22 protein-coding genes and 1 tRNA gene are annotated in these 23,097 nt (G+C 65.2%); 16 read left to right on the forward strand and 7 right to left on the reverse strand.

The genetic code is table 11. The features are described 5' to 3' along the window. Nucleotides 1-6: 6 nt before the first annotated feature. From K883_RS19445 to K883_RS19465, 5 genes are all read left to right on the forward strand, one after another. The gene (locus K883_RS19445; RefSeq protein WP_036455731.1) at nucleotides 7-1,542 is read left to right on the forward strand and encodes a flavin-containing monooxygenase; all 1,536 of its coding nucleotides are present in this window, start codon (nucleotides 7-9) and stop codon (nucleotides 1,540-1,542) included. A 115-nt stretch (nucleotides 1,543-1,657) separates the two neighbouring features. Then, complete coding sequence (locus tag K883_RS19450) at nucleotides 1,658-3,115, forward strand: cytochrome P450 (RefSeq protein WP_014711517.1); 1,458 nt, start codon at nucleotides 1,658-1,660, stop codon at nucleotides 3,113-3,115. Further along, nucleotides 3,112-3,765, forward strand: a complete 654-nt coding sequence (locus K883_RS19455) for a transglutaminase-like domain-containing protein (RefSeq protein WP_014711518.1) — start codon at nucleotides 3,112-3,114, stop codon at nucleotides 3,763-3,765. The genes K883_RS19450 and K883_RS19455 overlap by 4 nt, the downstream gene beginning before the upstream one ends. A 14-nt stretch (nucleotides 3,766-3,779) precedes the next feature. Continuing rightward, nucleotides 3,780-5,399, forward strand: a complete 1,620-nt coding sequence (locus K883_RS19460) for a fatty acid--CoA ligase (protein ID WP_020822392.1) — start codon at nucleotides 3,780-3,782, stop codon at nucleotides 5,397-5,399. Nucleotides 5,400-5,465: 66 nt separating this feature from the next. Continuing rightward, nucleotides 5,466-6,587 carry an acyl-CoA dehydrogenase family protein gene (locus tag K883_RS19465; protein ID WP_020822393.1) on the forward strand — a complete coding sequence of 374 codons (1,122 nt, stop codon included), beginning with the start codon at nucleotides 5,466-5,468 and terminating at the stop codon, nucleotides 6,585-6,587. A 268-nt stretch (nucleotides 6,588-6,855) separates the two neighbouring features. On the opposite strand, the gene K883_RS19470 is transcribed toward K883_RS19465, so the two are convergent. From K883_RS19470 to K883_RS19480, 3 genes are all read right to left on the reverse strand, one after another. Further along, nucleotides 6,856-7,176 carry a transposase gene (locus tag K883_RS19470; protein WP_014711521.1) on the reverse strand — a complete coding sequence of 107 codons (321 nt, stop codon included), beginning with the start codon at nucleotides 7,174-7,176 and terminating at the stop codon, nucleotides 6,856-6,858. A 266-nt stretch (nucleotides 7,177-7,442) separates the two neighbouring features. Next, nucleotides 7,443-8,165, reverse strand: a complete 723-nt coding sequence (locus tag K883_RS19475) for a creatininase family protein (protein WP_008256197.1) — start codon at nucleotides 8,163-8,165, stop codon at nucleotides 7,443-7,445. Next, entirely contained in the window at nucleotides 8,162-9,460 is a 1,299-nt protein-coding gene (locus tag K883_RS19480; protein ID WP_232525770.1) for a hypothetical protein, read from the reverse strand. Before K883_RS19480 ends, K883_RS19475 begins: the two co-directional genes overlap by 4 nt. A 60-nt stretch (nucleotides 9,461-9,520) precedes the next feature. Between K883_RS19480 and K883_RS19485 the strand changes: the two genes are divergently transcribed. The 4 genes from K883_RS19485 (at nucleotide 9,521) to K883_RS27100 (ending at nucleotide 14,865) form a co-directional block, all read left to right on the forward strand. Beyond that, entirely contained in the window at nucleotides 9,521-9,853 is a 333-nt protein-coding gene (locus K883_RS19485; RefSeq protein ID WP_008256199.1) for an SCO3933 family regulatory protein, read from the forward strand. Nucleotides 9,854-9,961: 108 nt separating this feature from the next. Then, nucleotides 9,962-11,416, forward strand: coding sequence for an FtsK/SpoIIIE domain-containing protein (locus K883_RS19490; protein WP_008256200.1), 1,455 nt, complete (start codon nucleotides 9,962-9,964; stop codon nucleotides 11,414-11,416). Further along, nucleotides 11,413-13,032 (forward strand): replication initiator, encoded by a 1,620-nt coding sequence (locus K883_RS19495; protein WP_008256201.1) that lies wholly within the window; start codon nucleotides 11,413-11,415, stop codon nucleotides 13,030-13,032. Before K883_RS19490 ends, K883_RS19495 begins: the two co-directional genes overlap by 4 nt. A gap of 186 nt (nucleotides 13,033-13,218) precedes the next feature. Then, nucleotides 13,219-14,865 (forward strand): recombinase family protein, encoded by a 1,647-nt coding sequence (locus tag K883_RS27100; RefSeq protein WP_008256202.1) that lies wholly within the window; start codon nucleotides 13,219-13,221, stop codon nucleotides 14,863-14,865. Here K883_RS27100 and K883_RS19500 read toward each other — a convergent pair. Beyond that, a tRNA-Leu gene (locus tag K883_RS19500) sits at nucleotides 14,847-14,932 on the reverse strand. The two genes, K883_RS27100 and K883_RS19500, sit on opposite strands and share 19 nt — an antisense overlap. Before the next feature lie 111 nt (nucleotides 14,933-15,043). Here K883_RS19500 and K883_RS19505 point away from each other — a divergent pair. Continuing rightward, the gene (locus K883_RS19505; RefSeq protein ID WP_268819585.1) at nucleotides 15,044-16,417 is read left to right on the forward strand and encodes a M20/M25/M40 family metallo-hydrolase; all 1,374 of its coding nucleotides are present in this window, start codon (nucleotides 15,044-15,046) and stop codon (nucleotides 16,415-16,417) included. A 36-nt stretch (nucleotides 16,418-16,453) separates the two neighbouring features. Beyond that, nucleotides 16,454-16,984, forward strand: coding sequence for a YbhB/YbcL family Raf kinase inhibitor-like protein (locus K883_RS19510; protein ID WP_008256205.1), 531 nt, complete (start codon nucleotides 16,454-16,456; stop codon nucleotides 16,982-16,984). 2 nt (nucleotides 16,985-16,986) lie between these two features. Here the strand turns inward: K883_RS19510 and K883_RS19515 are convergent, their stop codons facing one another. The 3 genes from K883_RS19515 to K883_RS19525 are packed head-to-tail and all read right to left on the reverse strand — an operon-like array spanning nucleotide 16,987 to nucleotide 19,390. After that, entirely contained in the window at nucleotides 16,987-18,051 is a 1,065-nt protein-coding gene (locus K883_RS19515; protein WP_162143691.1) for a quinone-dependent dihydroorotate dehydrogenase, read from the reverse strand. 32 nt (nucleotides 18,052-18,083) lie between these two features. Then, on the reverse strand, nucleotides 18,084-18,353 hold the full coding sequence (locus K883_RS19520) for a DUF5703 family protein (RefSeq protein ID WP_009955451.1): 270 nt from the start codon (nucleotides 18,351-18,353) through the stop codon (nucleotides 18,084-18,086). Further along, nucleotides 18,350-19,390: a YncE family protein gene (locus K883_RS19525; RefSeq protein WP_231504885.1), complete on the reverse strand. Its 1,041-nt coding sequence runs from the start codon at nucleotides 19,388-19,390 to the stop codon at nucleotides 18,350-18,352. The genes K883_RS19520 and K883_RS19525 overlap by 4 nt, the downstream gene beginning before the upstream one ends. 136 nt (nucleotides 19,391-19,526) lie before the next feature. Here K883_RS19525 and K883_RS19530 point away from each other — a divergent pair, with 136 nt between their 5' ends. The 5 genes from K883_RS19530 to K883_RS19550 all read left to right on the forward strand — a co-directional run bounded on the left by K883_RS19530 (nucleotide 19,527) and on the right by K883_RS19550 (nucleotide 23,004). Beyond that, entirely contained in the window at nucleotides 19,527-19,829 is a 303-nt protein-coding gene (locus K883_RS19530; RefSeq protein ID WP_008256218.1) for a hypothetical protein, read from the forward strand. Nucleotides 19,830-19,903: 74 nt separating this feature from the next. Further along, on the forward strand, nucleotides 19,904-20,656 hold the full coding sequence (locus tag K883_RS19535) for a histidine phosphatase family protein (protein ID WP_036455895.1): 753 nt from the start codon (nucleotides 19,904-19,906) through the stop codon (nucleotides 20,654-20,656). 61 nt (nucleotides 20,657-20,717) lie between these two features. Next, complete coding sequence (locus K883_RS19540) at nucleotides 20,718-21,305, forward strand: DUF3090 domain-containing protein (protein ID WP_008256222.1); 588 nt, start codon at nucleotides 20,718-20,720, stop codon at nucleotides 21,303-21,305. Continuing rightward, complete coding sequence (locus tag K883_RS19545) at nucleotides 21,289-22,104, forward strand: SCO1664 family protein (RefSeq protein ID WP_263646723.1); 816 nt, start codon at nucleotides 21,289-21,291, stop codon at nucleotides 22,102-22,104. Before K883_RS19540 ends, K883_RS19545 begins: the two co-directional genes overlap by 17 nt. Nucleotides 22,105-22,236: 132 nt before the next feature. Beyond that, nucleotides 22,237-23,004 (forward strand): 3'(2'),5'-bisphosphate nucleotidase CysQ, encoded by a 768-nt coding sequence (locus tag K883_RS19550; RefSeq protein WP_086427187.1) that lies wholly within the window; start codon nucleotides 22,237-22,239, stop codon nucleotides 23,002-23,004. Nucleotides 23,005-23,097 lie beyond the last annotated feature (93 nt).

Raw genomic sequence — 23,097 nt, forward strand, 5'->3', positions numbered from 1 at the left:
TGTCTCATGACAGGCGGCTTTGCGAGGGATCCTCGAGGACACGATCCGTCGATAGTGATCATCGGGGCCGGCGTCGCGGGTATCGCCATGGCCCATCAGCTGAAGAGGGACGGATTCACCAACTTCACCATGGTGGAAAAGGCTGCAGACATCGGCGGCGTCTGGCGCGACAACACCTATCCAGGAGCGGCTTGCGACGTGCCGTCAGCGTTGTACTCACTCTCGGACAAGCCCAACACTCGTTGGTCGAGACGTTATGCAGAACAGCCCGAGATACTCCAATATCTTCGCCGACTCGTCCTGGCCGACGGAATGGACCTGCAGCTGCGCACGCGGACCGAAGTCGTCGAGATGACCTTCGATGAACAGGCCGGCCGTTGGCGTTTGGTGACCGAATCCAGCGAGACGATCTGGTGCGATGTCGTGATTTCGGCCGTGGGGCAGCTCTCGCGACCTCATACGCCGAATATTGCCGGCGAAGACACCTTCGAGGGGCCGCGTTTTCATTCGGCGCGTTGGGACCATTCGGTATCGCTGCGCGGCAAGGAAGTAGCCGTCATCGGGACAGGCGCAAGCGCGATACAGTTTGTGCCACGGATCGCACACGAGGCACAGCGCGTAACGCTGTATCAGCGCACGGCGCCTTGGATTTTGCCGAAGTGGGACAGCAGGTACGGATGTCTTCACCAACAGCTGATTAAGGTTCTGCCGCTGTGGCTGCGTCTTGAGCGTTTCGCGGTATGGCTGATTTTTGAAGTGCTCGCAGTGACGTTGGTCGACGCGAAGCCCTTGTCGCGCATTCTCGGCGCGGTCGCCCGCTACCACCTCCATCGGCAGGTTGCCGATCCATTGCTGCGCCGGCAACTCACGCCATCAGATGCGCCGGGGTGCAAGCGGGTGTTGTTCTCGAATGATTACTACCCCGCGATTGCCAACGGTGAAGTCTCGTTGGTGACCAACGCGGTTGCGAAGCTTTGCGACAAGGGAGTCGTGACCGACGATGGCGTACTCCACCGCGCGGACGTCGTCATTTACGGAACAGGTTTCCGCGCTACCGACTTCCTCGCCCCAATGCGTGTTCGCGGCTGGGGCGGAGTGACTCTGGACGAGGTGTGGGGGACGCAGGCGCACGCATACCTGGGCATTACAGTCCCGATGTTCCCGAATCTCTTTCTCCTCTATGGCCCGAACACGAACGTCGGTTCCGGGTCGATCATTTTCATGATCGAGTCTCAGGTCCGTCATATCGGTGCCCTCATCAAGATTTTGGCGAGTGATCCAGGGCGTACGGTCGACGTCAGGCCAGACATCGAGCAAAGCTACAACACACGATTGGGCCGGCGGCTGCGAAGGTCGGTGTGGGCGCTTTGCGCGAGCTGGTACACGGCCTCGAGTGGCGCGATCCCGACGAACTGGCCTGGGCCTACATTTGCCTACCGGATCCTTAGCCGCAAACCACGCAATCACGATTATCTGTTCAGGCACGTTGAACGCCTTCAGTTAGACGGCCCGAGTGAGAACGGCGCGAGGCTGCGCAGATGATCCGGGTCGCAGGCGGTGTCGAACATTTCACTGTTCGCTGTTCGAATATTGACATTCAACACGTCTATGTAAACTGTTATCAGATACCCATGCAGCAGAGCGCCCAGGAGGCATCGTGGCTAATCAGCGTCTCGCACTCACGCGTCACCCCAAGGAGCGGTTAACGTCTGTCCTGTTGGCGCCCGCCCCCCGCGTCGTCGATGACAAATGGCGACGGTGGAGTCGGGACTGGAGAGTCCGGGAACTTGCGCCGGCTCCCGCCGGATCTGGGCTGAGAGCCGTCCTAGGGGACGCTGGACTCCCGTTGCTGGGGCACACGGTCGACTACATCCGATTTGGTTCAGAATTCAGTCGGGAGCGTTACGAACGTTTGGGCTCGGTGTCGTGGATGGGCGCATTCGGTACCAAAATGGTGGTCATCGCCGGTCCAGACGCAACGCGTGAGGCGTTCACAAGCGAAGCCAAGGCCTTTTCTCAGGATGGCTGGTCCTTCTTGATCGATGCTTTCTTCCATCGCGGGTTGATGCTCATGAGCTTCGACGAACATTTGATGCACCGGCGCATCATGCAGGAGGCGTTCACGCGTCCTCGCCTGACCGGATATGTCGGGCAGGTGGCCCCGTGCGTTCGCGCAGCCGTGCCCGCGTGGCCGACCGGTCCGTCGGTCCGGATCTACCCGTTGTTGAAGAATCTCACCCTCGATATTGCCACGGATGTCTTCATGGGTGGCCGCGGCAAGGACGAGAGCGCTGCTGTCAACGAGGCGTTCGTCTCCACTGTTCGCGCGGCGAGTTCCTTTGTGCGAGTTCCACTCCCGGGCACCAGGTTCCGCGCCGGCGTGCATGGGCGGCGCGTGTTGGAGGACTACTTCTCCCGACACCTGCCGGCCGCGCGTGGAGGCGAGAGCGACGATCTATTCGCCGCCCTCTGCCAGGCGACCACAGAAGACGGTGAACGGTTCTCCGACGAGGATGTGATCAACCACATGATCTTTCTCATGATGGCCGCCCATGACACCTCCACGATCACCACCACTGCTGTCACCTACTTCCTCGCTAAACATCCTGAGTGGCAGGAGAAGGCAGCGGCGGAGGCGCAGTCCTTCGGTGACGATTCGCCAGATATCGACGAACTGGAGCAGATGACGGTCCTCGATCTGATCCTCAAAGAAGCTCTGCGTCTGCTGGCGCCCGTTCCGCTGGTGATGCGCAAGACCGTCCGCGATGTCGCCATTGACGGCTATCACATCCCCCCTGAAACCTTGTGCGCAATCACACCCGCCGTAAATCACTTCGACCGCAGAATATGGAGCGACCCGGACCGTTTCGATCCGTCGCGCTTCGACGAGCCCCGGCGCGAGGACCAACAGCACCGATTCGCCTGGGTGCCGTTCGGCGGCGGGGCGCACAAATGCATTGGGATGCAGTTCGGCACACTCGAGGTGAAAGCAATCCTGCATCAGATGTTGCGTACCTACACTTGGACGGTCCCAAACGACTATCACGTGCGTTGGGACAACACCTCGCTGCCCATTCCCGTGGACGGACTGCCTGTGACGTTGCGGCACCGATGAGCGGTGAGAACTCGCCTTACCTGGAGCCCACGGAGTTCCTCGATTGGCAACATGAATCGGTACGCGACTTCGTTGCATCGGCGACCCGCGGCGCGGTCGACGACACCACGAAGGCCATAGCCATCTTCACTGCGGTCCGCGACGCGATTTGGTATGACCCCTACACCGTGACCGATGACCCGCATGCGTATCGCGCCAGCACCATCGCAACTGCAGACCGCGCGTACTGCGTCCCGAAGGCGGTGCTCTTGACGGCGGCCTGCCGAGCAGCAGGCATCCCGGCGCGGCTGGGGTTCGCCGATGTCCGAAACCACCTTCAGACCGAGACATTGCGTGAGCGGATGGGCGGTACCGACGTCTTTGTCTACCACGGATACAGCCTCATGCATCTCGGCGGTGTCTGGGTCAAGGCAACTCCGGCGTTCAATCGCGAGCTATGCGCACGGTTCGGCGTCCCGCCAATTGATTTCGACGGGCGCACAGACGCCCTGCTGCACGGGTTCGCCGGTGACGGCACCCAACACATGGAATATCTGAGGGATCGAGGCGCCTTCGACGATCTACCGCTGGCAGAGATCCTGCAAGCGCTCAGAACCCACTACGGGACGCTCATAGGCGATGCGAGTCGCCATCCAGACCTGTTCGCCTGAAGGGCCGATGCGAAATGCACAGCACGATGCAAGACGTCCAGCTCACAATCTCGGCAATTGTCCGCCATGCCGCCTCCATTCACGGAAACAGCGAGGTGATCACCCCCGACGGAACTGGATACCGAAGTATGTCCTACCGTAGCGTCCTGGGGCGAGCGGGCCGACTTGCAAATGCGTTGCGCGGGCTGGGAATAACGGCAGATCAACGGGTGGCCAACTTTCAGTGGAGTAACCAAGAACATCTCGAGGCCTACTGCGCGGTTCCCTCCATGGGCGCGGTGCTGCACACCCTCAACATTCGTTTGGCTCCAGAGCAACTCGCGTACATCGCCAACCATGCCAGCGATCAGATCATCCTGGTGGATGCGTCGGTTGCGCCATTGTTGGCTAGTGCGCTACCAGCGATGGAGTCGGTGCATACGGTCATCGCCACCGGGGGCGACCTCGCTCCGCTGCAGGGATGCGGGAAGACGGTGTTGCGTTACGAGGAGATCCTGGCGCAGCAACCGGAGACTTTCGATTGGCCCGAGATCGATGAGCGTTCCGCCGCGGCCATGTGCTACACCAGCGGGACTACTGGAAATCCCAAAGGTGTTGTCTACAGCCACCGTTCGACCCTACATGCACTGACCGCCTGCACGTCGAACGCCCTGGCAGTGAGCGAGGCCGACCGTATCCTGGCCATTGTCCCGATGTTTCACGCCAATGCGTGGGGACTGATCTACGCGGCGTTGATGTCTGGTGCGGACTTGGTATTACCCGATCGCCATCTGCAAGCCGCGCCGCTGGTGTCGATCATCGAAGAGACTCAGCCGACTATCGCCGGTGCAGTGCCGACGATCTGGAACGATGTCGATCGATACCTGGAATCGAATCCCGCCCGGGACATCTCCTCACTTCGGCTGGTTGCCTGCGGGGGATCGGCAGTCCCCGTCTCGCTGATGCGGGCATTCGAAGACAAGTACAACGTGCCTATCGTGCAGGCATGGGGCATGACCGAAACCTCGCCGCTGGCTACCGTCGCACGCGCAGCGCACGGAGTAGGCGAGACCCGTGCGTGGGAGATGCGCGAAAGCCAGGGTCGGCCGATGTGCGGTGTCGAGATCCGGTTGCATGACGACCACAAGAAGACCGTGCCGTGGGACGGTCGATCAGCGGGTGAAATACAGGCGCGAGGCCCGTGGATCACCGGCGCCTACTTCGGCGACGATGATCCGGACAAGTTCGACGGAGGGTGGCTGCGCACCGGCGACGTCGGCCGGATCGACCCGGACGGGTATCTCACGCTGACCGATCGTGCGAAGGACGTCATCAAGTCAGGTGGAGAATGGATCTCCTCAGTCGAGCTGGAAAATACGCTGACTGGTCACCCGGCGATCTACGAGGCTGCGGTGGTGGCAGTTCCCGACGACAAATGGCAGGAAAGACCGCTCGCCCTGGTCGTGGTTCACCGTGGAGCCGAGGTCGACATCGACCGACTGCGCGCGTTTCTGTTGGACAAGGTCGCCAAGTGGTGGATCCCGGAGCGGTGGAGCTTCGTGTCTGAGATTCCCCGAACAAGCGTCGGAAAATACGACAAGAAGGCCATACGCGCGCGTCACTCCGCCGGCGAGTATCAGATCGAAACGTCCTAAGAAATCAAACCCATTGATATCGAACAGCCGAGAGGGAATCCTGTGACAGCATCAATTTCTCCCTGGATGAGCGCCGAATTGCTCGAGCTTCGTGACCTTGCCGCGAAGTTCTTCTCGACCGAATTGGCACCACATGCGCAACGTTTCGCAGACCAGCACCAAGTTGACCGAGAATTGTGGCACAAAGCCGGCGAACTAGGCCTGCTCTGCATGTCCATACCCGAAGAATACGGCGGGGGAGGCGGCACATTCGCGCACGAAGCCGTCGTACTCGAAGAGCAAGCCCGAGTCGGGGACAGCTCATGGGGCGCAGGGCTGCACAGCGGAATCGTCGCGCACTACATCCTCCAGTATGCGGCCGAAGAACTACGGAGGCAGTGGCTGCCCAAGATGGCCTCAGGCGAAATGATCGGTGCGATCGCCATGACGGAGCCAGGGACCGGTTCTGATCTGCAGAGTGTCAAGACCAAAGCAATTCTTGACGGTGACGAGTACGTGATCACCGGCGCAAAGACCTTCATCACCAACGGTCAGCAAGCCGACCTGATCATCGTTGTCGCCAAGACAGATCCAAGTCAGGGCGCCGCCGGCATCTCGCTGATCGTCGCCGAAGCCGATCGACCCGGATTCCGGCGCGGCAAGGTCCTCGACAAAATCGGCCAACGCGGACAAGACACCTCCGAGTTGTTCTTCGACGACGTAAGAGTTCCCCGCTCGCACCTCCTGGGCGAGACCGAGGGTCAGGGTTTCAGTCAGCTGATGACGCAGCTACCTCAAGAGCGGCTCATCGTCGCGGTTGGGGCGGTCGCGGCGATGGAACTTGCCGTGGAGCAGACACTCAAATACACCCGTGAGCGGGAAGCGTTCGGACGGCCCGTCTTCGGCTTCCAGAACACGAAATTCATCTTGGCCGAAGCTGCAACCGAAACGCGCATCGCACGAGTATTTTTGGACTACTGCATCGACCTACACCTCGCGGGCCAGCTCGACGTCCAGACCGTCGCCATGGCGAAATGGTGGACCACTGAGCGAGCGATGAAGGTGCTCGATGACTGTTTGCAGCTTCACGGCGGATATGGGTACATGACCGAGTATCCCATCTCGAGATTGTGGGTGGACCAGCGCGTGCAGAAAATCTACGCCGGCACAAATGAGGTGATGAAGGAAATCATCTCGCGTTCCCTATGACCCTGAACGAGTTGCCACCTGCACATTACTCACCTGGGAGGAGGATTGATGGCATCTACAGAGGTGCCATATCGCCACGAAATGAGTGGACATTGCGGATCGGGTGCCCTTCGGGACTTGATACCAGATGCTCCTATCTTCAGGCAATGAGTTCGTTGGTTCTTCTGCTGGGTTGGCGGAGGGCGTGGTAGATCTCGCGGGCGATGTAACGCTTGATGGAGCGCATGATCTCATTCTTGGTTTTGCCTTCGGCCAGGCGGTGAACGAACTAGTCGCGGGTGGGCTGATGACGGCGCATGCGCACCACCAGGATGACGTGCGGGGCACGGTTGGCGTCGCGATTGCCTTCCCAGTTGAGCCGGTGGCGGATCGTTTTGCCGCTGGAGGCTTCCAGTGGGCTGACCCCGCAGAGTTTGGCGAAAGCGGCGTCGCTGCCGATCCGAGCGGGGTTGTCGCCGAGGGCGGTCAGTAGCGTGGCAGCGGTGTCGGGCCCGACGCTGTAGCTCGGGTGCGGCGGTGGCGGTGATGGTGTCGACGTGGCGTTCGAGTCGGGCGGCTTCGGTGTCCAGCTGGTGGCAACGTGCCGCATCGACTTGATCCCAGTAAGGAAAATTCTCACCAAGTCGGCCTTACAGTTCCGTCTGCTCGCCATTCCGGCATAGGAATCGGCGGCCGACGACCGTCAGCGGCGCTCCCGTTCGGCGCGGACCGTGCGGTGATCCTCCTGACAGAGACTTCTCACACCGCAGGCCAGAGCCGGTTTTTGGGTTCCTTGGGTGGCGCTCGCCGGTTTGTTGGGCGGCGGCGGACGGGAGCGGCCAAGCGGACGGTAGCCGCCGCCCCTGGCTTGGTCGGCTATTGCGGTGCGGTGAGGATGTTCAGGAGGGTTTCGGCGCTGCGTCCTAGGTGGTCGAGGGTTTTTCTGCCCTTGGTGGCGGTGGCGCGGCTCGGGTAACCGATGACACCGCTGTCGGTATAGGCGGCGATGCCGAGGGTGGTCAGGTAGCGGCGGTCGTCGGCGGTGTGGTTGGCACCAGCCCAGCCGTCGCGCAGATATTCGGGGTAGGCCGCCAGCAGTATCGAAGTTTCGAGTTCACCGGCGTGCATGTCGTCATGGTTGCTGCTGGTGATGTCGGCGGCTTCGCGGGCTTCGGTCCAGTCGTCACGGCTGGGGTATAGGCCGAGTCGGATCCGTGCGCCGGGGTGGTTGGCTTGCTGGACAACGTTGGTCAGGACAGCGTTGCCGCCATGGGCGTTGACGATCATTAGCCCGCGGACATGTTGCTCGGCGAGGGAGTGGGCAATGTCGCCGACAACAGCAGCCAGGGTGGTGGCTGTGATGCTGAGGGTTCCGGCGAATTCGGCGTGCTCGTGGGAGCAGCTGAAAGTTAGGGGCGGAAGCTGAAAAATGTTGTGATGTGCGCTGATTGAGGTTGCAATGGCGACGGCAATTAGGGTGTCGGTGCCAAGTGGCAGGTAGGGGCCGTGCTGCTCGAACGAGCCGACCGGCAGGACCGCAAGATCGGCTCGGGTGTGGTCGCTGGCCGCGGTGATATTGGGGATGACGGTATCGGTCATGGGGCGATTCCTTCGGTTGCGTCCTTGATCTGTCCGAAAAGTTGTTGCAGCAGTGGGCTTTTGTCGTGTCGGCGCCGATCACGCAGGAGGGTCGCGCAGCTGGCAAGGTGTCGCCGTGCGCGTTGGGACGGCGCGGCCAAGTAACCGCGCAGGGCTTCGGCGGCGTGGGCGCAGGCGAGTTGATACTCGCGGATCACAACGAGAGCGTGTAGCAGCCGGATGTCGGCGACGGCCCGGTCACGATGCTGATGGGAGGTCCAGGACGGTCGGTGCCGGGTGAGCAGCTCGACGGCCTGCTGTGGCTGGCCGAGTTCCAAGTATCCCGAGGCGATATCGCTGGCGACGAATCCAGCGTGGGCGTAGGTGGCGCGATCACCGGCGGCGGGTTCGATATCGCCGAGTTCGAGCGCATGCGCGGCGTGACGCAAGAACCCGCGTTTGTCCTCGTTGGCGATCGCAGCGAGGGCCTGTTGACGGGCGATGCTGGCTTGCAGCCGTCCTACCTCGTGGCCGTCGATCAATCGTGCGGCATCGGCGGCAAGTTCGACCGCCAGGTCGGGGTCCTGGCTAGCGATGATGTTGGATTTGCGCATCCACACCATGGCGCGCAGGTCAGGGGCGGCGGCCCGCAGGTGATCGGTGGCTCGATCGGTCAGTTCCCGCGCTTTGGGGTGGTCCCCGAGGTCTTGCGCTATCCAGCCGGCGACTTCGGCGATGGTTCCCGCTACCTCACGTACCTGGGTGCGCAGCTCAGCGGGCGTGGATTTGATGAGCGCTTCCACGGTCTGCAAATCGCGTTCCACCAGCGGTTGGGCGTAGTCAGGACCGAAGGTATGTTCGGCCTGGATATGGACTTGGCGCTGGTCAGCGATCACGGTCAGGACATCACGGTCAACCGGAAGCTGCAGCAGAAGTGGGCGCGGCAGACTGGTTTCGACTGTCAGCCCGAACAGCTCGGCAGGATCGAGGCCTAACGCTTCGGCGAGGTCGCCACGCCACATCGGCCCCGCGCTGCCGCCGCCTTCGATCCGAACGATCTGCTGGCGCAACGTAGCCCGCTCCGGTGGTGTGTCGCCGCGCTGCTTGCGGACCGTCTCGACTCTGGCCGCCAGATCGTTCAGACTCATCTTGGCGTCCTCGCGCGCTTGATGAACCTGTAGTCCGCTCTGGCGGCGAGCAGGGTCGGTCAAGGCCATACAACGATCATGCATGAACAACGCCGCAGGTCCGGGCATATGTGCGCGTTCGCAGTGTTCCTTGCTGTTCCTAGCTGCCGCTATCGACGCTTCGCCCATCGCGCTGTCCTAGATCCAGTCACCACACGTCGGTGACAACGATCGGAAAGGACAGAACAGATGAAACTCAAAATTGACACCACTGCGGTGTCGTTTATCTGCACGAAAAACCCCGAGCCGCGGACCGATTTCGGCACCGGGCAGCCCAAAATCGATAAGGCCACCGGCGCGGTGCTGCATACGGTGCAGTTGATGGCGCTGGACGTCGATGGCGGGGACGTGTTGTCGGTGACCGTGCCTGGTGCTCCGAAAGTCGCTGTGGGCCAGCAGGTATCGGTGACTGGTTTGGTGGCACTGCCGTGGTCGCAGGACGGCCGCAGCGGTATCGCGTTCCGTGCTGAGACGATCACCACCGCCGAGGGCGGCAAGCCGGGTTCCACGCCGCGCCCGTAACCGCCAGGGAACCATCCCGGCAGCCACTAACTGCTCACGTTGGCTTTGAGCGCTGCCGGGGTGGTTTCCCGACTCCCGCATTCTTTTTCACGAAAGGCAGAAGTAGTCGTGTCGAACACAAACAACAAGAACAACACCCAATCCTCTGGTGAGGATTGGGTCGGTGAACTTATCTGGTCAATCCTGGTAGCGGCCGGGCGGCTGCTGTGGTGGGGTGCACAGTTCCCGTTGCTCGGTGCCCCGGTCGCTGTCGCGGTCGGCGTGGCGTGCTGGCAGGGCCTGAACGCCGGATTCCTCACGCTCGTAGGTTTCATCGCCCTGTACACGCTGTGGGGATTCGTCGACGAGAATAGTCTGCAGCGGTGGGTGATCGACCCGCCCACCCACTATGCGCAGACCTGGTGGCGCTACCGGCGCCGCTGGGAACACGTCTGCAGCCTGCACGGGTTGACCACCAAACTCGTTGACCGCCAACTCATTCCAGCACTACTTGGGGTGTATATCGGCGACTTCACCGACATACTTGCGGTGCGGGTGGTGACCGGTCAATCGATCAGCCACTGGCAGCGCCAAGCCGACGCGTTGGCTGCCGCGTGGACGGCCGACCGGATCACCATCACCGCCACAGCACCCGGTGAAATCCGGATCACGATCATGCGCGGCGACGTGCTCGCGGAACCCGTCGCCCTGCCCATGCCCGAACCTGGTGCGACGGTGAACTTGTTGGCCATCGGCGTCGGAGTCACCGAGAACCGGGGCGTGTGGCGGCTGCCGATCCTCGGGCATCACGTGCTGGTGGCTGGGGCCACCGGTGCGGGTAAGGGCAGTGTGTTGTGGTCACTGATCGCCGGTCTAGCCCCGGACGTGAAGAGCGGGCGCGTCCGGTTGTGCGTGATCGACCCCAAGGGCGGCATGGAACTCGGTCCCGGTGCGTCGATGTTTTCGTTCTTTGCCCATGACGTCACCGGCCAAACCCTGGAACTGCTCCGTGCGTTGGTCATGCTGATGCATGAACGCGCCAACCGGCTACGCGGGCACGCCCGCCTACACACACCGACCACGGCCGATCCGTTGTTCGTGGTCGTCATCGATGAGATCGCGGCGCTGACCGCCTACGTCACCGACCGCAAGATCAAGACCGAAATCGAACAACTGCTAGGGCTGCTGCTCTCGCAGGGCCGCGCGGTGGGTATCTCGGTGGTGGCGGCGGTGCAGGATCCGTCCAAAGACACCCTGCCCGTGCGGCAGCTGTTCACGGTGCGGATCGGGTTGCGCCTGACCGAGGCATCGCAAACGGCCATGGTCCTGGGCCAGGGTGCCCGCGATGCCGGGGCCGAATGCGATCTAATCCCCGACGGCACACGCGGGGTCGGCTACATGATGATCGATGGCACCGCCCACCCGGTCCGCATGCGCGCGTTCTGGGTAACCGATGCCGATATCGCTTATCTGGTGCGCGCCTTCCCCGCGCGGCGCACACGCTCATCCCAGGCTAGGGAGGCCGACAGCGAGAACACCACCGGCACAGACGGCGACAGCGGCAACCGTTCGGGGCACCAGTGAGCGCCGTCCACGAAGCAGGGTGCCCGGCAATCACGCTGCCGGGTCTTCCCGCCGACATCGACCACCATCGCGTGGTCACCGAAATGATGCGCCGTGCCTGCTCGCCGGGATTCGACACCTGGTGGCGGCGCGCCGGATCAGTCGGTTTCTGCGCCAACCCGATCCAACTCACCGGTACTGACGAGTTCGGCCGCGAAAGAATCGTGTGGGTGCGGTGCAACAACCGCCGTGCCACCGTCTGCCCCTCCTGCTCAGACCTGTACGCCCGCGACACTTGGCAACTCGTCGCCGCAGGAACCACTGGAGGCCGCCACAACATCACCCCCGCCGTGGCCGACCGTCCCCAGGTATTCGCCACGTTGACCGCGCCCAGCTTCGGTCCTGTCCATGGCAGCACAGGCAGCGTCTGCCGTGACCACCGTATGATGGGTGGCCACAAGCAATGCCCACACGGAAAACCCATGTGGTGCCGCATCATCCATGATCGCACCGACCCCGCGGTCGGGCAACCGCTGTGCGCCGAGTGCTACGACTACCTCGGGCACGTCCTGTTTACCTGGCACCTGCCCGAACTATGGCGGCGTTTCACCATCGCCCTACGACGCAATCTCGCCAAACACCTCAAAGCTGCTGGCATTGCACCTGGCTCGGTGAAAGCCAGTTTTGTCAAGGTCGTCGAAATGCAGGCCCGTGCGATCCCCCACATTCACGCCCTCATCCGCCTCGATCCCCCCGAAGGCCACGCCGGTACCGCCACCGCCGGCTCACGTGACCAGAGCGATCACGGCCCCGCCGCCACATGTGGTGGTGGGGAGCCCCGTTCGGCAACCGGCCCTGTCTGGGAGCCGCCGATAACTGCCGCCGAACTCGCCGCCCTTATCCAGCACGCCGCCCGCACCGTCACTCTCGACGTCCTGCACCCCGACACCAACCGCCAATCCGACAATCCCAACAAGTCTCACGACACTGCGCCACTGGTGGTCCGGTTCGGCAGGCAGATCGATACCCAACCACTGGGAACCCAAAACCACGCGGTCCCAACAGAATCAGATACACACATCGCCATGAGTCGGACGTCGCCGCGCCGAGTCGCCGGATACCTAGCCAAATACGTCACGAAATCCCTACAAGACTTCGGTGTCGCTGCCCGCCGCCTATCCGCTGAAGCCATCGAGGACCTGAACGTCACCGACCACATCCGGGCGATCCTGACCACCATCGCCCACCTGGCAGACCAAGCCCACACCCTCGGTATCGATGCCTTGGCAGGGATCGGGCGTTGGCTACACACCCTGGGCTACCGAGGACACGTCACCACCAAATCCCGCCGCTACTCGGTCACCATGGGCGCGCTACGCGCCATCCGCGCCACCTGGATTCGAGAACAAGTCGCCAAAAACTGTTCACCACAACACTATTCACCACTCGATCTAGCCGAGCAAAGTGACCAGGTGGGGTGGGAGTTCGACCGTGCAGGACACGCCACCTCCGGCGACCGCACCCTCGTCTACTCTGCCGCCCTCCAACGTATCGACACCCGCCGCATCGGACTGGTAGAGGCCCGTCGCCAAGCCCGCGACGAACAATCGGATCTGCCAGGGGGACCCGATGACTGACAACTCCCGAACAGCACATTCTCGCTCCGAGTGCGACGCTCGACTCGATGCGCCGACCCTGTCAGAGGAGGGTGTTGAAGTTGACGTCGCCGACCACTACCGAATTCCGCGCGAGGCCAACCGCGCGCTGGTACACGTCATAATGGCTGTGCGGGACCGGATGCTTGGATCAGGGAGGGGAGTGGCATGAGCCTGAGGTTCGCCTTCTATGGCCGAGTGAGCACGGAGGACGCTCAAGACCCGGAGGCGAGCCGCAGCTGGCAGAAGCGGCGTGCCATGGACCTGATCACTCCGCACGGCGGAGTCCTCACCGCTGACTACTTCGATGTGGGACAGAGCCGTTCGCTGCCATGGAAGCGCAGGCCAGAGGCGTCACGGCTCCTTGCAGATGTCGCTTGTAGTGACCGTAGCTTCGACGCCGTAGTGATCGGGGAACCTGCCCGTGCGTTCTATGGGCCGCAGTTCGCGCTTACTTTCCCGGTGCTCACGCACTACGGAGTGGGCCTGTGGGTGCCGGAGGTTGGCGGAGCGGTCGATCCCGGCTCCGAGGCGCATGACTTAGTGATGACTCTTTTCGGCGGCATGAGCAAGGGAGAGCGCGCCCGCATCCAGATGCGTGTCCGTACGGCGATGTCGGCACTTGCGCAGGACACGGCCAGATATCTCGGTGGTCGACCGCCGTACGGTTACCGGCTCGTCGATGCCGGCTCGCACCCAAACCTTGCCAAGGCAAATCTTGGGCAGCGGCTTCACCGCCTCGAACCTGACCCCGCGACATCGTCGGTCGTCGAGCGGATCTACCGCATGTACGCCGACGGAGCGGGCCTGCGCTACATTGCGCAACGGCTCACCGACGATGGTGTGCCGTCGCCGAGCCAGTATGACCCGGCGCGGAATCGTCACCGTGACCCGCGAGGTTGGTCTCATTCGGCGATCCGCGCCATACTTGACAACCCGACATATCTCGGTGTCCGCGTTTGGGGCAAGCAGGAGAAATACGAGGTCCTGGTAAACCCTGACGACGTCGCTGCCGGGTATGAGACGCGTATGCGCTGGCGTGATCAGGCAGACTGGATCGCACCGGACCGCCGCACACACGAAGCGCTGATCCCTGACGATTTGGCTCAGGCTGTTCGTCTTCGTACGCAGGCGCGGCGTGGTCCCGGTCTCGTCTGCAGCAGAGAATCGGCGGTGCCGTACGCGCTTCGCGGGATGCTGTACTGCGCCGTATGTGGACGGCGGATGCAGGGCGCTGCTCGAGTGGGGAAGCGAGCAACCCGGATCCTCTACCGTTGTGAGCTAGGTAGGTCGCGTTCTGTACCTGCGGAACTGACTGATCACCCGCGTACGGTCTACCTCCGCGAGGACGCCGTGACACCTCGACTCGACGAATGGATCGCCAGCCTGGCCGATCCGGAAGACCTGGCGCGCGGGCAGGAGGTGGACCCGGCAGCGGGAGCTGGCTACGCCGCCTTGCAGCGCCAGCTCAGCGAGGCGAATGGCAAGGTTGCTGCTTTGATTACCGCAGTAGAGTCTGGTGTGGCCGTTGAGGACTTGACCGCTGCATTGCGCCGTCGCACCGCCGAGCGCGACGAGCTGATGGCCCTTCTTGAACGAGCCGAGAGACCCCGCGCCATGTCTGCTGCACAGATTAGCGAGTTGGTCGAGGAGTTGGGCGGGCTGTCAGCGGTGCTTGGTGAGGCAACCGGGGCGGAACGCGCTCAGGTGTACGCGAGCCTGGGTCTGCGTCTTGATTACGATCCCCATCTGCGACGAGTCAAGGCGACGGCCGACTTGAGTCGTGTCGCCGGATGTGTCCGAGGGGGGACTTGAACCCCCACGCCCATTAGTAGGGCACTAGCACCTCAAGCTAGCGCGTCTGCCATTCCGCCACTCGGACAAGGCCAAACCAGCATGGGTTGGCAGCTAAGGCTATCGGATTGCCTGCCGCGAACCCAATCCGACTCCTCGGACGCCGCGATGCTCGGCATCGGGCCGTCCGGCCGCGGCAATGGTAGGAAAGGGGGTTGTGACCATTCAGAGCGGGGCGACCGAGGAGCCGACCAACCCGAGTGACGACGTGGTCGAGGTGGTCAGCAAGCTGATCCGGTTCGACACCACCAACACCGGCGAACCCGAGACCACTAAGGGCGAGGCCGAGTGCGCCCAATGGGTCGCCGAGCAGCTCGCCGAGGTCGGCTACGCCCCGCAGTATGTCGAATCGGGCGCCCCCGGCCGCGGCAACGTCTTCGTCCGCCTGCCCGGCGCCGACCCCTCGCGCGGTGGCCTGCTCATCCACGGGCACCTCGACGTGGTGCCGGCCGAGCCCACGGAGTGGAGCGTGCACCCGTTCTCCGGCGCGGTCAAAGACGGCTTTGTCTGGGGCCGCGGGGCGATCGACATGAAGGACATGGTCGGGATGATGATCGTGGTGGCCCGGCAGTTGAAGCGGGCCGGCATCGTCCCCCCGCGTGACCTGGTCTTCGCCTTCATCGCCGACGAAGAGCACGGCGGCACCTTCGGGGCGCAGTGGCTGGTCGACAACCGGCCGGATCTGTTCGACGGGGTCACCGAGGCGATCGGCGAGGTGGGCGGGTTCTCGCTGACCGTGCCGCGCCGCGACGGGGGAGAACGTCGGCTCTACCTGATCGAGACGGCCGAAAAGGGGCTGTCGTGGATGCGGCTCACCGCCCGTGGCCCCGCCGGTCACGGGTCGATGGTGCATGACCAGAACGCCGTCACGGCCGTCGCCGAGGCCGTCGCCCGGCTGGGCCGCCACCAGTTTCCGCTGGTGCTGACCGACACCGTCGCGCAGTTCCTCGCGGCCGTCAGCGAGGAAACCGGGCTGACCTTCGACACCGAGTCGGGCGACCTGCGGGGAGCGGTCGAGAAGCTGGGGCCGATGGCCCGCATGCTCAAGGCCGTGCTGCACGACACCGCCAACCCCACGATGCTCAAGGCCGGGTACAAGGCCAACGTCGTCCCGGCGATCGCCGAGGCGGTGGTGGACTGCCGGATTCTGCCCGGTCGCAAGGAGGCGTTCGAGGCCGAGATCGACGAGCTGCTCGGGCCGGACGTGACCCGCGAATGGATCAAGGACTTCTCGTCCTATGAGACCAGCTTCGACGGTGACCTCGTCGACGCGATGAACGCCGCCGTGCTGGCGCTCGACCCGGACGCCCGCACCGTGCCGTATATGCTCTCCGGTGGTACCGACGCGAAATCCTTCGCGCGCTTGGGTATTCGCTGTTTCGGCTTCAGCCCGCTGCGGTTGCCGCCGGACCTGGATTTCACCGCGCTGTTCCACGGCGTCGATGAACGGGTACCCATCGACGCGTTGCGGTTCGGCACCGATGTGCTGACCCACTTCCTGACCCACTGCTAGTTGACGAACGCAAGCCGATCACCCGAGAGGACCGCCATGAGCACTGCGCCCGACCCATACGCATCGCTGCCCAAGCTGCCGACGTTCACGTTGACCTCGCAATCGGTCACCGACGGTCAGCCCTTGGCCAAGCCCCAGGTCAGCGGCATCATGGGCGCCGGTGGTGAGGACGTCAGCCCCCAGCTGAGCTGGTCGGGATTCCCGGATGGGACCCGCAGTTTCGCCGTCACCGTCTATGACCCCGACGCGCCGACGGCCTCCGGGTTCTGGCACTGGGCGGTCGCGAACCTGCCCGCCGACGTCACCGAGCTGGCCGAGGGCGCCGGCGACGGCAGCAACCTGCCCGGTGACGCCCTGACGCTGGTCAACGACGCCGGGCTGCGCCGCTACCTCGGCGCCGCGCCGCCGGCCGGGCACGGCCCGCATCGCTACTACATCGCCGTGCACGCCGTGGACACCGACAAGCTGGATCTGCCCGAGGACGCCAGCCCGGCCTTCCTCGGGTTCAACCTGTTCCAGCACGCCATCGCCCGCGCGGTCATCCACGCCACGTACGAACAGAAGTAGGCTCAACCCCGAGCCGCCGAGCCGACCGCCTCACTGAGCGAGGCGAACCCCCCGTCGTGCAGCCGCCGGGCGACGCCGTCGTGAATCTGCTTGGCCCACAAGCCTCCTCCGTAGATGAAACCGGTGTAGCCCTGCAGCAGCGAGGCGCCCGCGGTGATCCGCTCCCAGGCATCGTCGGCGTTTTCGATGCCGCCGACGCTGACCAACACCAGGCGGTCGCCGACCCGCCCATAGAGCCGGCGCAGCACCTCGACCGCGCGGCGCGCCACCGGCGGCCCGGAGATGCCGCCAGCGCCCAGCTCGTCGACGCCGGGCGTCCGCAAACCCTGCCGCGAGATCGTGGTGTTGGTGGCGACGATGCCGGCCAGGCCCAGCTCGACCGCCAGGTCCGCGATGGCGTCCACGTCGGCATCGGAGAGGTCCGGCGCGATCTTCACCAGCACCGGTGTGGTTGTCTCAGCGAGCACGGCCGACAGGATGGGCCGCAGCGACTCGACCGCCTGCAGGTCGCGCAGCCCGGGGGTGTTCGGCGAGCTGACGTTGACCACCAGGTAGGAGGCCAGAGGGCCCACCAGCCGCGCGCTCGCCCGGTAGTCGTCGACGGCCCGATCGGCCGGCGTTGCCTTCGTCTTGCCGATGTTGACCCCGATCGGCACCTCCGGCCGCTGGTGCGCGAGCCGCATCGCGAGCGCGCCGGCGCCGAGGTTGTTGAAGCCCATCCGGTTGAGCAGGGCCCGGTCGGCGGGCAGCCGGAACATGCGGGGGGCCGCGTTGCCGGGCTGCGGGTGGGCGGTGACGGTCCCGACCTCGGCATGCCCGAAACCCAGCGTGCCCCAGGTGAGTACGCCCAGTCCGTCCTTGTCGAAGCCGGCCGCCAGGCCCAGCGGACCCGGGAAACGCACCCCGAACACGGTGCTGGCCAGCGCCGGATCGGTCGGGGCCAGCAACCGGCGCAAGGCCCGGCGCGCCCAGGCGACGGCCGTGACGCCGCGCAGGAAGCCGAAAACCAGCGTGTGAATGCGCTCGGGCGGGATCACGAAAAACAGCTGCCGCAGCAGGCCGTACAGCCGGTGGCCGCCCGCGCGTGGCCGGTCGGGTTTCACAGTTGCGGCTGGTCGGGCCGCCGCCCCTCGTAGCCGGCACCGTCCAGGCGAGACTTCTTGCGGCGCAACAACACTCGTCTGCTGCCGTCGTTGTAGAGCCGCACCCTGGTCAACTCCCAGCCGCGGTATTCGGCCTCGATGGACAATCGGGTCGACGCGCTGACCCGGGTCACTTCCGGCGGCAGGCGCAGCGGCACCCATTCGTATTCGTCGGACATCTCGGTGTCCCAGCCCGCGGGCAGGCGGCTGTGCCGCGCCGCGGTCAACGCCTACCCGCCGCGTGATCGATGACCTGAACTCCCGCACCGGATCCCGACACCACGTACAAGGTGTCCGACGCTTCGTCGAAGGCCAGTGAGTTGGGTTGCTGCACGGTCGGGTAGCGCACCTTTTCGACGGGGATTCCGGTGGACAGGTCGTAACCAATGACGATATTGGAAACGGTCTGCGAAACCCAGGCTAACGCGCGGGAACCGGCCAGGCCGTAGGGCGCCTGCGGAACCGGGTAGGCCTGCCGCAGGATCAGCGGGTCCACGCCGTAGACCAGCAGCTGACCGCCGCGGGTGTCGGCGACCAGAACGCGGCCCAGCGCGTCGGCGGCCATGGTGGTGGCGCCCCGGCCGGCACGCAGGGCCTGCTGGACGTGGCCGTCGGCGTCGATCGTCGTCACCGACGTCTGCCCGCGATCCAGCACTACCGTCGTATCGCCTTGTGTGGCAAGACAATCGACGCGCGCGAAGACCTTATTGCGACTGGCTATGCTCGCGGCGCTCACCGCGCCCGGCTTGGGGGAGGTGAGGGTGTAGACGGCGCCGTCGGCGCTGCCCAACACGAGCCGGCCGTCGGCGCGTCGCGCCACCGCGGTGAACTCGGTCTGGGCCGCGTCGGTCACGCTCACCTGCGCCGTGTGGCCGGTGGACAGGTCGACCGCGAAGTAGCCGCCGCGCGCGGCCAGATAGGCGGTGCCCTGGCCGTCGTCGGTCAACGCGCTGGCCGGCCCCGGCAGGTCGACGACGCGCGGCGGGGCCTGCGCGTCACCGAAAACGGTGAGGCTGCCCGGCGCTGCCGGGTCGCTGCCCGGCGCCAGGACCGCCAGCCGGCGGGTGCCGGCATCGAACACCGCCGCGGCGGCATGGGCGGGCAGCGGCCGCACCGCGCCGGCCGGCGGCTGCGACACCGGCGGCGACACGGCCGCCGCCGCGGGTTCGATGGTGCGCGGCGCGCCGGCGAGCGGATTCGACGAGCAACCGACCGTCGCACCGAGCAAAACCGCGAGGCTCAACACACCGCCTTGAGCTGCCAGCTTGTGGCGCCATGGTCGTGACAGCAAGTGCTTTCCCTCGTGGTGCGGCGGTGGAACACAAATTCTAAGGAACGAGGTCGGTCCCACAGGGCCATGCTGCCCGCGTCTGGCCGGACCGGCGAGGTATCGTCGGCTCATGGCCGTCACCGCTGACCGTCATATGACGCAGAAAGAGTTTGCTGTCGAAGACATGTCGACAGGTATTTTCGCTAGCGGATACGGACAAGTCGGTGATGGGCGAAGTTTCTCGTTCCACATCGAGAACCGATCACTTGTCGTGGAAGTTTACCGGCCACGCCTGGCCGGGCCCGTTCCGCAGGCCGACGAGGTGGTCGCCACAGCAGTCCGCAGCCTGGTCGATATCGATCTCACCGACGAGCGCAGCCTGAGCGCGGCGGTGCGCGACTCCGTGGCGCACGCGGAGCCGGTTTCCCGCTAGGGCGCCCGGGTCGCCGGCGTCGGGCCACTCAGCTCCGGTCGCGGGGCCGCGTACCGGGTAGCGTCGTGGTCGACATGACCGTCATTCTGCTGCGACACGGCCGATCCAGTTCGAACACCGCCGGCATCCTCGCCGGTCGTTCGGAGGGCGTCGACCTCGACGACAAGGGCCGCGAGCAAGCCGCCGCGCTGATCGACCGGATCGGTGATCTGCCGATCCGCGAGTTGGTCACCTCGCCGCTGTTGCGCTGCCGTCGCACCCTCGAGCCACTGGCCGACGCGCTGTGTCTCGCGCCGCTCGTCGAAGACCGGCTCGCCGAAGTGGACTACGGGGAATGGACCGGCCGCAAGATCGGCGAGCTGGTGAGCGAGCCGTTGTGGAAAGTCGTGCAGGCCCATCCCAGCGCGGCGGTCTTTCCCGGTGGCGAGGGTCTGGCGCAGGTGCAGGCGCGGGCGGTGGCCGCCGTCCGCGAGCACGACCGCCGGCTGGCCTCAGAGCATGGTGGCGACGCGCTGTGGGTCGCTTGCACTCACGGTGATGTCATCAAGGCGGTCATCGCCGACGCGTACGGCATACACCTGGACGGGTTCCAGCGCGTCACCGCCGACCCGGCGTCGGTGAGTGTGATCCGGTACACCGAACTGCGCCCGTTTGTGTTGCACGTCAACCACACCGGCGCGCGGCTGGCCGCCGCACTGCGGGCCGGACCGCCGCCGAAGGAAGAGGCAACGGCGGAAACCGACGGGCAGTCCAACGGCGAGGCGCAGGCACCACCGGCCGCCGGGGTGCCGTCCAGCGACGCCGTGGTCGGCGGTTCGACGGATTAATTCGACTGCCACCACTATCGGATCGCACGGCGACGGCAACAGCCGGTATTTTGGAGGTGCCATGTCCCGCGCAATTCACGTCTTCCGCACCCCCGACCGCTTCGTGGCCGGGACCGTTGGCCAGCCCGGAAATCGCACGTTCTACATCCAGGCGGTGCACGACGCGCGCGTGGTGTCGGTGATCCTGGAAAAGCAGCAGGTTGCCGTACTGGCCGAACGCATCGGTGCCCTGTTGCTCGAGGTGAATCGCCGGTTCGGCACGCCGGTTCCGCCCGAGCCCGCCGAGGTCGAGGACCTCAAGCCGTTGATCACGCCCGTGGACGCCGAGTTCCGGGTCGGGACCATGGGTCTGGGCTGGGATTCGGAGGCCCAGACCGTGGTGGTCGAGCTGCTGGCCGTCACCGACGCCGAGTTCGATGCGTCGGTGGTGCTCGACGACACCGAGGAGGGTCCCGACGCGGTGCGGGTGTTCCTGACGCCGGAGTCGGCGCGGCAGTTCGCCAGCCGCTCCAACCGGGTGATCTCGGCCGGGCGTCCGCCGTGCCCGCTGTGCGACGAACCGTTGGACCCGGAGGGACATATCTGCGCGCGCGCCAACGGCTATCGGCGCAATGCGCTTCTCGGGTCTGACGATGACCCCGAGGTGTGACGACCATGAGGTGTTGCGCAACGGCGAGCTGACGGTCATTGGACGGATCCGCTCGGCCAGCAACGCCACCTTCCTGTGCGAATCGACGCTCGACGAGCGCGCGGTGCACTGCGTCTACAAGCCGGTCGCCGGCGAGGCGCCGCTATGGGACTTTCCCGACGGAACGCTGGCCGGCCGCGAGCGGGCCGCATACCTGGTGTCGGCGCAGTTGGGCTGGAACATCGTGCCCTACACGATCATTCGCCACGGGCCGGCGGGCCCGGGCATGTTGCAGCAGTGGGTGCAGCAACCCGGCGACACGGTGGACACCGAGCCGCGGCCGGGCCCGGATCTGGTCGACCTGTTTCCCGCGGGCAAGGCCCAGCCCGGCTACCTGCCGGTGCTGCGCGCCTACGACTACGCCGGCGACGAGGTCGTGTTGATGCACGCCGACGACATTCGCCTGTGGCGGATGGCGGTGTTCGACGTGCTGGTCAACAACGCCGACCGCAAGGGCGGCCACGTCCTGCGCGACCTCGACGGCCACATCTTCGGGGTCGACCACGGTGTGTGCCTGCACGTGGAGGACAAGCTGCGGACCGTGCTGTGGGGGTGGGCCGGCAAGCCGATCGACAGTCAGACGTGCAAGGCCGTCGCCGGCCTCGCCGAGGCCCTCACCGGCTCGTTCGGCGACGAACTGGCCGAGCACATCACGTCCGCGGAGATCGCCGCGCTGCGCATGCGCGCGCACGCGCTGCTGGACAATCCGGTGATGCCGGGACCCAACCGGCATCGCCCGATCCCGTGGCCGGCTTTTTAGCGGTGATCGCAAGCGCGGCGTAGCCGGGCGCAGCGGGTCGCCCGCTATAAGGTGCAGCGGTGATCGCAAGCGCGGCACGGCGTCGGCGATACTGAACCGGTGAGCCATGCCCCCGACGACGAGTCGGACGAGATGACCGATGCCGCGCTGGCCGCCGATCTCGCCGCCGAAGCGGGGGAGTTGTTGCTCAAGGTCCGCGACGAGGTCGGGTTCGGCTATCCCTGGGCGCTGGGCGACGCGGGTGACAGCCTGGCGAACGACCTGATCCTGCGGCGACTGCGCGTCGAGCGTCCCGGCGACGCGGTGCTCAGCGAGGAGGCCTACGACGACCTGTCCCGGCTGCAGCACGACCGGGTGTGGATCATCGACCCGCTGGACGGGACCCGCGAGTTCTCCACGCCGGGCCGCGACGACTGGGCGGTCCACATCGCGCTGTGGCAGCGGCCCAGCGATGGTCAACGCGAGATCACCGACGCGGCGGTGTCATTGCCCGCGCGCGGCAACATCGTCTACCGCAGCGACACCGTGACGGTAGGCGCCGCCCGCGCCGGCGTCACCGACACCATCCGCATCGCCGTCAGCGCCACCCGGCCCCCGGCGGTCCTGCACCGGATGCGGCAGACGCTGCCCATCCAGCCGGTCGCGATCGGCTCGGCGGGCGCCAAGGCGATGGCCATCATCGACGGCGACGTCGACGCCTACGTGCACGCCGGCGGCCAATGGGAGTGGGACTCGGCCGCCCCGGCCGGGGTGGTGATGGCCGCCGGGATGCACGCCTCGCGGCTCGACGGATCGCCGATGCGCTACAACCAGCTCGACCCGTACCTGCCCGACTTCGTCATGTGCCGCGCCGAGCTGGCGCCGATCCTGCTGGGCGCCATCCGCGACGCGTGGCGCTAAGGGCGGGCGATTCCGGGCCGCATCGTCGGCGCGCTGAAGCTGATTGCGTGCCTCCTCCGCGGCCCACTGCGCGGGCCCCATCGTCGGCGCGCT

Source organism: Mycobacterium sp. TKK-01-0059 (assembly GCF_000709305.1).
Classification (GTDB): Bacteria; Actinomycetota; Actinomycetes; order Mycobacteriales; family Mycobacteriaceae; genus Mycobacterium; species Mycobacterium intracellulare.